This is a genomic window from Arthrobacter sp. Y3223166 (genome assembly GCF_059090935.1).
This window is the reverse complement of sequence record NZ_JBNHGE010000103.1, coordinates 1-237: the sequence shown is the minus strand read 5'-3', so window position 1 is coordinate 237 and position 237 is coordinate 1. Positions and strand designations below refer to the sequence as shown.

The 237-nt window shown below is 65.4% G+C and carries 1 protein-coding gene; it reads right to left on the bottom strand.

The features are described from left to right. On the bottom strand, positions 1-237 hold a 237-nt coding region (locus tag AC5RUH_RS16735; RefSeq protein ID WP_494129161.1), incomplete at both ends, for a hypothetical protein.

Sequence of the window (237 nt, the reverse complement as noted above, 5' to 3'; positions counted from 1 at the left end):
AGACGGACGGTGACCTTTACCGTTCCTGAACCGCTCTCAAGATTAAGCGACGAGGGCGTCACCGTTGACTCGGCAAGCACGGGCCCCGCGGTATCGGGCACGGTGAAACTGCCACTGAACGTCGCGGTCCACTCGGTCTGGGCGCCGGGAGCAAGGACGTAGTCGGTTTGCACCCTGGCGGTGATCGTCACGGTGCCAGTGCCCTTGTGGGTGCCCGGGGGAACGGTCTTGCCGCCG